The organism is Phocaeicola sp. RTP21198st1_B8_RTP21198_201120, from assembly GCF_040929485.1.
In the GTDB taxonomy this organism is placed as follows: domain Bacteria; phylum Bacteroidota; class Bacteroidia; order Bacteroidales; family Bacteroidaceae; genus Phocaeicola; species Phocaeicola dorei.
In genome coordinates, this window is record NZ_JBCOCI010000119.1 from 1 (window position 1) to 9,322 (window position 9,322).

The window sequence follows — 9,322 nt, forward strand, 5'->3', positions numbered from 1 at the left end:
TTCCACCTTTTGAAAGGGCCGTCTGTTGTATCAAGTACTATGAGGGACTACATCGAAAAAAAGATTATCCTTACGTTGGATATGGACATCGACTGCGACCCGGAGAAAGGTATTCATCCGAGATGACTGCCACAGAATCAGAGTCACTTCTCCGTAAAGACCTTAAAGAGCTCTGTTCCTTGTTTCGTCCCTACGGTAAAGACTCACTGCTCTTATCCGAAATTTCGGATAACAAAAGTTATCCAAACCAAAATATTATCCCAACTTGACTTTTTACTATATTGAATATCAGTAAATTGTTATATTTTGGTAGCAGATAATAAAGAGTGATTGTTCCATTATTCAAGAACAGTCACTCATTTATTACTAAGTATTATCTCAATCCAAGAACTGTTGCTAATGAATCTTTATTTCTGATTTTCTTATATTTCTTTTCAACGCCTAAAGTCAGATTGTCTTCCATAGAGCATAAAGCTTGTATCATTTGTTCTGATGAAACTCCTACGTATTTCATTGTCGTTTCAATGCTCTCATGCCCCAATAGTTTTTGTATCTGCGCCAAGTTTACACCGTCTTCCAACCAATGGGTAGCCCGTGCATGCCGAAAACTATGGCAATGAAAATCTACAGGAATTTCAAGTAGCCCCTGAGACGCAATCCTAACATACATTTTCAACCGCTTGCTAATCGCTTCTGAAGTGATTTTTTTGTTTGCATGGCCATATATGGGGAAAAATACAAAATCAGAAGGTAACGGATTTGCCGGATGGAACAACTTCACATAATGTCTCAGTATTCTTACCATGCTGTTCAACAAATAAATGGTACGTTGTTTATTCCCTTTACCCAAAACAAGAATGTAACCTTTCGTTTCATCCAGGTGCAGTGCCGACAGCCTCAATGATAATATTTCATCTATTCTTGTTCCAGTACTATATAGAAGATTGAACAAGGCAAAATCCCTCTTACCTATCAATGTACGTGTATTGATGCTTGCAAAAATCCGTTTGATTGTATCTTTTGTGATTACTTCCACTTGTTTTTTAGGTTGCTGCATTCTTTTTATTTCAGCGGCATCACAATCATATTTTATGAATTGGATTTTCTTGTGCGCAAGGAAACGGAGGAAATTTTTCAATATGGAGAGGCGATGATTGCATGTTTGCGGGCTGCATTTTCTTACTTCTTTCAGCCACGCAATCCATTCTTCAATCCAGTCCTTACGGAAGCATTCCCCACAAAGGGTATTTGATGTGACTCCTTTTGAGGATTCAAGGAAGTCTATATAGATTCCCATTCCCTCTCCGTATGATTTTAAAGCGTTATGGCTCAGATTCCTTATACACGGAAGATAGACCGTATGCCACTCATGGATGGCATCGGCGATAATTGAATGTTCTGCTTTAGTCTTCATATTCAAAATAGTCGTTTAAATCAGGCAAAAGTTCTTCATACCCACATCCTGTCAGATTTTCCAACTGGTGTGCAAACAGCGGTACAAGCCTGTAATAATATAATGTGTTTTGAATGTAACGGTGTCCCATGGAACGGCTGAGATATAAGAGTTTGTCCATCCATTCAATGCCGCAGTGATCCCAACCGTTTATGTTCACGACCGCATAGTGACTGCGAAAATCATATGCTCTTGCGTGTGCCGTACTGACTTTCTTCCATACTTTCTTAAAACTTGCCGTTACCCATTCTCCGGAATATGGTTTGTCATACTCGTTAGGAAAGAATGTCTTTCTTCCGGGCATGAGATTTTCCATTTTGACATTATACATCTGCAATAGCGACCACATGGATTCGTGCAAGGCAACCCGATGTTCATCTATGCTCTTTGTGTATCTTATATTTATAACACCGGATTGCAAGTCTACGTCTTCTACTCTGAGCAGACGGGCTTCTGTTGTACGCATCCCTGTACTGTACAAAAGTCGGAAAAAGACCGGAACTTCCACTTTCATAAGCGCAGCCCTCATGTCACGGCAATTTATTGGAGGTTCGAGATTGTCCGCTTCATTAAAGAATCTTGCAAGCTCTTCTGGAGTAAACGGATGTGGTTCGAATGATGTGACATTGACTCTTGGAATGGTGGATGGAAGAGGAATATTTACAAAACCACGGCTATTCGCATATTTCAGAAATCCTCTGACACCTACAATTCTGTTATTGCATGACTTTGCGGATTCCGTTTTTTTCTTCTTGCAATAATCAAGGACAATTTCTTCTGTAAGAACTTCGGCTGACGGATAATTTTGAGCGCAGAAGTCATTGAAACGGCGAATCTTGTCCATTGTCCGCCTACTGAATTTCCCAGAAGCTCTTTTGTAAAGTTCATATTTCTTGACTATATGGGATATTGCGGAATAAGAGTATGGCTGTTCTGAAACAGGAATACGCTTTGGCTTAGGTGTGTATTTTATATCCGGAGGATATGATGGCAATTTGAACGGTGCCCCATATTTCGACCGGATATAACGGATGAAGCGCCTCAAAATAATGCATCTGTTACGGTTTGTATAATAGCTTTCCTTATCTGTCCTTGATGCCCATCCGGAGATAATATCATCCGACAGCACTCCGCCATGATTCATACAGTACTTGGCGAAAGAGTTCAGGTATATGCGGGTTATATAGTCACATTTTCCGATACCGGAGATGAAATTGACATATTCAGACATCAAATCTGCAAATTGGGGTAGATGTGAATCTGTTTTCATTCGAACAACTCCTTTCTTATTGGATAACATTCAATATTGATTCCGCATTCTCTCAGATGAGGGATGTCAGCATCTATATATGGGACTATAGATGAAGAACAGATATGTCCTAAAATATGGCTGATGACCCTAATCTCGGTACCTTTACCAAGTAATTTAGAGGCGAGGTTGTGCCGAAATACGCTGACTCCACGCCCGGATTCACCTTTTCTAAGGTTTAGTTTCTCAAAGACTGTATTGACAATGGTGCCGATACTTTTGTTCTCCAACCTTTCTGTCGTATTCTTCTTGTTGGGAAACAGATACACGGATCCGGCCTCATTGTCCCGTTCATTCCGTATGTAATCAAACAATGAGTTTCCAACATGGGGAAGAAGGGGCAACACTATCGGATTACCAGTCTTTTCCTGGACGAAGCTGACTCGTTCCTTCTTCCAATCTATGTCTGTCAATTTCAAGTTGGCAATGTCACATCCTCTTATGCCAGTATATAAAGCCAATGAAACTATAGCTTTTTCCCTGAAAGTCAAAATATTGTTAGAGTCTGACAAAGCATTTTTTATCACATTGATTTCATCATCCTTAAGATAGTTGAAGTTTTTCCTTTCATATTTCAAATCAGGGAAATAACCTAATACTTTTTTCATGTCGTATAAATCCCCCAACTCTTTAAGGGCTGACGCTATGTGACCGCAATATGTCCTTGAACGCTTTTGCTGTTCTTCTTTAAGGAAAAAGGACAAAACATGTTCTTCTTTGATTTCATCCAATGAAGAGACGTGGAACTTTTGCATCTCAAAAAGGAACATTGTAACGGCATCGGTTTCCATTTTTACTGTGGACTTCTTTTTATGTTCTGCGGCACGCTTCCGATAAATGTCTATAACTTTCCGAAAACTGGGGTTAAGCATATTATACCTGGAAGGATAGCATAACGGAACAAAGGACTTCTTGTCCGGGTAGTGCCCAAATTCATCATATGCTTGGATAGTACGTAAATGCATCATCCTAAGATCCAATGTCGCTTTTGTATATCCCCTTGTACGGATAAACTTTTCTGCAAACTGTTCATACGAATGAAAACATCCTTCATGTTCAAAAAGAAGTCTTAAAACAAATTTTACTCCTTTGATGTACTGAGTGTCATAACCACGGGAAACGAGGTTGTCCAGTAACTTCTTCTGGCTTAATTTTAACTGTGCTATATTCATATTCTTCCTATTGGCTTTAGTGCCATTAGCAAAGATATAGGAATGTATTATCCAAACCTATTCATCCTATAACAGAATGATTTACAGAATAAAAAACTATATTTTTAGGATAATGCTGGGGTTTGGATAACAAAAGACTGTCACGCCCGAACTTGCGGAACATGGCGCAGAACTTCCGCAAGTCTTTCCGCAGGAGCGCGTCCGCCTGCCGCTTCGTCATGGTGCGTGCCGAATACCTTTCCCCCGGCTGCACCTGATGCCCCCAGCCCACGTATGGGTGGTGTTTCTCCGAATGCCAGCCCTCGAAATACTTCGTACACCGAACCGCCCGCTCGAAAGGCGGCAGGCGGTAGATTGCCGCCTGCCCGTCCGTCCCCTTCTGACGGCTGTCCCGTGCGGACACGGAACAGACCGCCAGTAGCGAACAGAGGATAGCCATGAATACACGCATCATCTTGGCAGAGGTTTGTAATTGCCGATGGGGATGACGGTCTGAATGTCGTCCTTCACGTTCCGGTTGTTGAAGTTAAATTCCAATTCGTAGGAATTTTTGAAATTGTCCTCCACCACCACGATGAAGTTGTGCGCCTCGTCGCCCTCAGCCGTATAGTACAGCCGGAACTTCTCGTTTTCGAGCAGGTAGCGGTCATTGGGCAGGAAAGTGATGCCATTGTCCATCTTCAGCGTGCCTTCCCCCTCGAACTGGAAATACCGGATGGTGTAGAGCGTGTTGGCAAATTCGCCTGTCTTTTTCAGCTCACAGCGGATTTCCACCGTCTGCCCCTTTGTCACCTTGTTGGGTACGGGCATCGTTTCCACCGTGAACGGATAGGATTGCTGGATGTCCATGTCATCGTCACACGATGCGAGCGTGAGCGACACGGCGGCGAACAGGCAGAGTGCCAACGCCTTGAAGATGGATGTTCTCTTGTTCTTGTTGTTCAGTATGTTCATTGTCCTTTGATTTTTAAGTTATTGTTCATTTCTTTTTTTGCTGTCCGTTGCAGATACTCGTTCAAGTCCTTGCAACCGTCATAGAGTGCGGAACGGTCACAGACACGTCCGCCGTAGTGTCCTTTGAGGACTTCCAGCGTCCTCCGCCCGGATTCGTCACGGTCGAGGAAGCAGTCGATGCGCCCGTACCCGTCCAAGTGTTTCACCGCCTTGCCTACGTTGGCGACGGAGTTCAGCACAAGGCTGTCGCCATTGCCGCCTATGCCGAGTGTGTCAGCGGACAGAAAGTCCATGAAACCCTCGAACACGCTGCATACGTCAGAGGCGGTATCTTCCGGTTTTATCAGTGACACATCTTTGGGTGGTATGCAACCCTTAAAATAGCGGCTCCGGATTTCGTAGCCACCAGCCACGTTCGGGAAGCCAACTGTGAAATACCGCTTTCCACGCACGCCATAGTTCAGGCGGCAGCAGTGGCGGGATGCAACGGCATAAGGGATGCCCCGTTCCGCCAGATAGTCCGTCAGTGGTGAGCGGAGCAGCGGGACGGCTTCCACTCCCTCAAAGGCAGGTTCGGACGGTTCCGGCAGGTACAACGGCTTTTTCGCTGAGACAAATGGCATACGCACAGTTTCCGCTATGAATCCCGCCTGCGCCATGAAGTCACCGCTTCGGGCAAACTCCCCGGCAAGCGTGAAGATGTCACCGCCCTTGCCCAAGCCGAAGTCGTACCAGAGCCGTTTCGCCACGTTCACGCGGAAAGAGGGCGTGCGCTCATTGCGGTATGGCGCATGATACCACAGCTCGTTTCCGCTCCTTCGGACAGGCTCATGTCCCAACCGTGCGAGAAAGTCCGCGAGGGATATTTGCCTCATAGTGTCTATATCCGTCCGTTCCATGCGGCGCATCAGTTGATGATGAACTTTATACCCATGCCCCACTGCGTATGAAATTTCTTCGTGTCGCCACCCCACAGGCAACGCTCCCGGAGGTTGGCGAGCAGGGCGATACGGTCAGCCACGTAAAACTCCACGTCCAGCGTCAGCGCACCGCCATAGACGAAGGCGTCCCGGTCATGCAGTGTCGAGCCGTCATGCAGCACCTTTTCGCCCCAATTCACCGATTCATACCCGGCGAGAGCCGAAGCCCCCGCATAGACGAACACGATTTTACGGGCATCGGAAAGTATCTTGAAATAGTAGCCGCCTTCCGCCGTGAACTGCGCCACAGGTATGGAAGTGTCCTTGTAGGGGTTGTTCTTCAGAATATACTCACCTCCGAACACCCATTTATTACCCTTCTTCGTGTAGGTGGAGAGAGCCGCCCCGAAACTGTACCCGCCGTCGTTACCGCCGGGTTTGAAGCCGTCTGCCAGATTCGCCCTGACCTCGATACCCTGCATCTTCGGCAGGCATCGCTGGGCGTGCGCCTGCCCCGTGAAGAGTGCAAGCGACGCGATGATTATTGCGATGTGCTTTCTCATGGTCAGCGCACTTGGAGTTCGTTAATCGTGTTTGCACGTACCAAATCCTCATTTTCGATCACGAAAGACTGGTGGCGACCTCCGTTCTTCTCGTTCAGCTCCACCACGAGGCACTTGCCGTCGGGGATGGTGAACTTCGCCATCGTGAAGACCGTGCGCTCGCTTTTTTTGCCCGGCACGAACGTGGCGTAGTTCTGTGCGCGGAGCGGCAGGATGACACGCTCCTGCACGGCGGTACGCTTCGCCACCTTCTTGTCCACGATTTTCCATGTGATGTAGTCCACATCGAAAGGCACGTTGCTCTGGTTCCTGATTTCCGTGTGGAAATACAGAAGCCCGTTGTGCGTGTATATGCCTTTCAGAAGGTACTGGATGCCGAAACGCTTGCAGCCGATATGCTTCACCTCACGTTTGTTCTGCTTGTGGATGGACTTCATGATAAGGCGCACCAGCATCGGGCTTTCGCTGCCCAGCTCTTTCAGGTAGATTTCCTGCGCGTTGTTCGGGCGGTTCACCGCCTCGCCGTCATGGATGAAGTCGCACATCTCCACATTGAGCAGCAGCGGCTCGGCGGCGTACTTCACGTTGAAGGTGTAGAAACTCCCGTCCTCCGTGATGACAGACATGTTGGTTTCGTTCGGGAAGTTCCTCACGGTTGCCTTCACACGGATGACGTTCTCCGCTCCGTCGGCTTTGCCCGCGATCAGGTCGGGCGAGCCTAAATCGACATAGCGCACCTCCGCCGGGAAGATGACATGCACGGTCTTGTCGTAGGTCACTTCCAAGCCGTGCGGGGGAACCATGCGGTCAAAGCCCAGCTTTCTCGTCAGACCGTGATACAGGTCGCCGTCCGCCTCCTTCTGCGGATAGACCTCCTTTGTCAAGGTCGGTTGGTCACTTCCGTTGCTTTGCCCAACGGTTACGTTTTCCTGCGCGTTGGCAGTTGCGATGCCCATAGCGAGGGCAAACATCATGATTACTTTTTTCATTTTACTTTGGATTTTTAGTGGTAAATAAAAATTTGATTATTTCCTTAATTCACTCCTTGATAGAGCATGACCCTGTACCCGGCTTTCAGATGCACTTTGACGGTGCGCATCTTCTTGGCTATATACTGGCTCGTGCCTTGTATCAGCCCCTTGCCCAAGTCGGAGGCGAGCTGCGCCCCGGCATTGGTGGAGATGTTGATGCTGCTCCCCAGCGAGCCGCCCATGTTGGCGGCAACCTCCCGGACAGCGTTCATCTCCATCGAGTTGGGGATGAATATGCCGGGCTGTCCGTCCGTGTCATAGACCTCCAACTCCACCGGGATAACCGTACCGTCGTGTTCCAGCGAGGTGATTTCGATAGCGAGCCGTTCGCCCTGAATCTTGGCTGCGCCGACCACCACCGCATTACGGGGAATGATCCGGTCTGCTACCGCCATCGGCTCCAGCAAGCGCAACCTGACCGCCTGCCCGTCCGTCACGCTCTGCGCCCCATAGACACATGCCGGTATGGTGTTCCTGTCCGATACGGTTGTAATGCCCACCGCCGTGTTGAAACTGCGGTTGCGTTCCTGCGAGAAGGAAGCGACAAATTCGGCATTGCTCACGGGCTGTCCGAGCGAGGACACCACCTGATGCGTCACCTGCCTGACGGGTTTTGCCGTATTCTTTCCGGCTTTCTGCACGGGGGACGGCTCTGTGGTCTGTCCCGCCGCCTGCGTGCCGTTCTGACCGCCCATGTACTTCGCCGCCAGCTCGTAGGATTTTTCCATGAGTGCCACCTGCTCGTCCATCGTGGAGCTTCTCTCTTTTCCGCTTTCCAGTTCGGATTCGAGCGTGGCGATGCGTTCCAGCAGTTCGTCCATCTCCGCATTGTCGTTCTTCGGCTGCTCGTAGAAGTTGCCGAGTGTGGCATTGAGGTCACGGTAGGCAGCTGCCGAGGACTGGATGGTTTTCGGCGCGGGCTTCACCGCCTCTTCCGTTCCGCCGGGATTGGCAAGGTCGAAGTCGCTGTCCCCATCCGCTGCCGCCGTTTCGCGGTCGAACAGGTCGCCCAACTGCTGCATGGCGCGGCTGCGGTTCTCCTGCCGTTCCTCCATTGCCCCCTGCTCGTAGGCTTTCGCCTTGTCACCGATAATCCGGCGGTTCTCCTTGTCCGCGTCGGGCATCTCGATGTTGTAGCCGCTTGTTCCCGGTTCCTGCTCCTTGCCGGAGGACGGGGCGAATATCAGCCACATCGCCCCGATGAATACCAGCACCATAGCGGGAAGCACTATCATTTTCTGACGTTTCAGCCGTTGGGCTTCGGTCAGCGGCTTGCGCTCCTTCTTCGGCTTGTCGTTGCCGGGAGCCGTCTTGTTTTCGGGCTTGCTCTCCGTCTTGTTCTCAATCTTCGTTTCGTTCTTTGTCTGTTCCATATAAATAAGGTATTAAGTGATTTTCCGTTTTTTGCTGTACGGACAGTTCCACCTGTCCGGCATGGTCTGTCACCATCCGGCTACCGTCATTCCTGCCGATGTCATAGACGGCTTTACCGAAAGTGTAGAGGGCAAGCGTGGCGAATGCGGCGAGCATTGCCAGCACGATGCGCCTGCGTGTCTTCGGCGGCAAACCGTCCAGATAGCCCCTGAGCCTTGCCACCAGCATTTTCTTTTTGTCATGGAGTTTCCAATATGCGCCCCAAAATGATTTCTTGATTTTCTTCATATCCGTTTACCTTTTGATGGTTTGTAAATCCTTGTTCTCGATGATGGTGAATCCCTCGATGGTGAACCCGTTGGGGTTGTCGTCCGAACGAGACGAGTTCAAGAGGCGACAAGTGGTCACGAGGCTGCGCTCTGTGACGTTGCTCTGCCGGATGATCTTCTGCGTGGCGTAGGTCACGGCACGGTAGGGATAGCCGTTGAAGTCGCACACCACGCTGTCCACCTTCAGCACTTGGTTGATGTTCCCGGCGATGATGCG

Annotated in this window: 9 protein-coding genes and 3 pseudogenes; 1 reads left to right on the forward strand and 11 read right to left on the reverse strand. The window is 48.8% G+C overall.

Annotated elements, in window-relative coordinates:
* Positions 1-233: pseudogene (locus AB5935_RS22515) on the forward strand (lysozyme); the annotation flags it as partial.
* Positions 234-373: 140 nt separating this feature from the next.
* Here AB5935_RS22515 and AB5935_RS22520 read toward each other — a convergent pair.
* The 11 genes and pseudogenes from AB5935_RS22520 to AB5935_RS22570 form a co-directional block, all read right to left on the reverse strand.
* Positions 374-1,414: a tyrosine-type recombinase/integrase gene (locus tag AB5935_RS22520; RefSeq protein WP_005642461.1), complete on the reverse strand. Its 1,041-nt coding sequence runs from the start codon at positions 1,412-1,414 to the stop codon at positions 374-376.
* Positions 1,404-2,723, reverse strand: coding sequence for a tyrosine-type recombinase/integrase (locus AB5935_RS22525; protein ID WP_005642462.1), 1,320 nt, complete (start codon positions 2,721-2,723; stop codon positions 1,404-1,406). Before AB5935_RS22525 ends, AB5935_RS22520 begins: the two co-directional genes overlap by 11 nt.
* Positions 2,720-3,934, reverse strand: a complete 1,215-nt coding sequence (locus tag AB5935_RS22530) for a tyrosine-type recombinase/integrase (RefSeq protein WP_217742806.1) — start codon at positions 3,932-3,934, stop codon at positions 2,720-2,722. Before AB5935_RS22530 ends, AB5935_RS22525 begins: the two co-directional genes overlap by 4 nt.
* 124 nt (positions 3,935-4,058) lie before the next feature.
* A pseudogene (locus AB5935_RS22535) lies at positions 4,059-4,388 on the reverse strand (lysozyme); the annotation flags it as partial.
* Complete coding sequence (locus tag AB5935_RS22540; protein ID WP_005944124.1) at positions 4,385-4,888, reverse strand: DUF3872 domain-containing protein; 504 nt, start codon at positions 4,886-4,888, stop codon at positions 4,385-4,387. The gene AB5935_RS22540 and the pseudogene AB5935_RS22535, both read right to left, overlap by 4 nt.
* A complete protein-coding gene (locus tag AB5935_RS22545) occupies positions 4,885-5,787 on the reverse strand; it encodes a toprim domain-containing protein (protein WP_025066945.1) in 903 nt (300 codons plus the stop codon). Before AB5935_RS22545 ends, AB5935_RS22540 begins: the two co-directional genes overlap by 4 nt.
* 8 nt (positions 5,788-5,795) lie before the next feature.
* Complete coding sequence (locus tag AB5935_RS22550) at positions 5,796-6,371, reverse strand: conjugal transfer protein TraO (RefSeq protein WP_005944127.1); 576 nt, start codon at positions 6,369-6,371, stop codon at positions 5,796-5,798.
* Positions 6,372-6,373: 2 nt separating this feature from the next.
* The gene (traN, locus tag AB5935_RS22555) at positions 6,374-7,360 is read right to left on the reverse strand and encodes a conjugative transposon protein TraN (RefSeq protein WP_005944129.1); all 987 of its coding nucleotides are present in this window, start codon (positions 7,358-7,360) and stop codon (positions 6,374-6,376) included.
* Positions 7,361-7,404: 44 nt separating this feature from the next.
* A complete protein-coding gene (gene traM / locus AB5935_RS22560; protein ID WP_005944132.1) occupies positions 7,405-8,775 on the reverse strand; it encodes a conjugative transposon protein TraM in 1,371 nt (456 codons plus the stop codon).
* On the reverse strand, positions 8,744-9,064 hold the full coding sequence (locus AB5935_RS22565; RefSeq protein WP_005944136.1) for a TraL conjugative transposon family protein: 321 nt from the start codon (positions 9,062-9,064) through the stop codon (positions 8,744-8,746). The genes traM and AB5935_RS22565 overlap by 32 nt, the downstream gene beginning before the upstream one ends.
* Before the next feature lie 6 nt (positions 9,065-9,070).
* A pseudogene (locus AB5935_RS22570) lies at positions 9,071-9,322 on the reverse strand (conjugative transposon protein TraK); the annotation flags it as partial.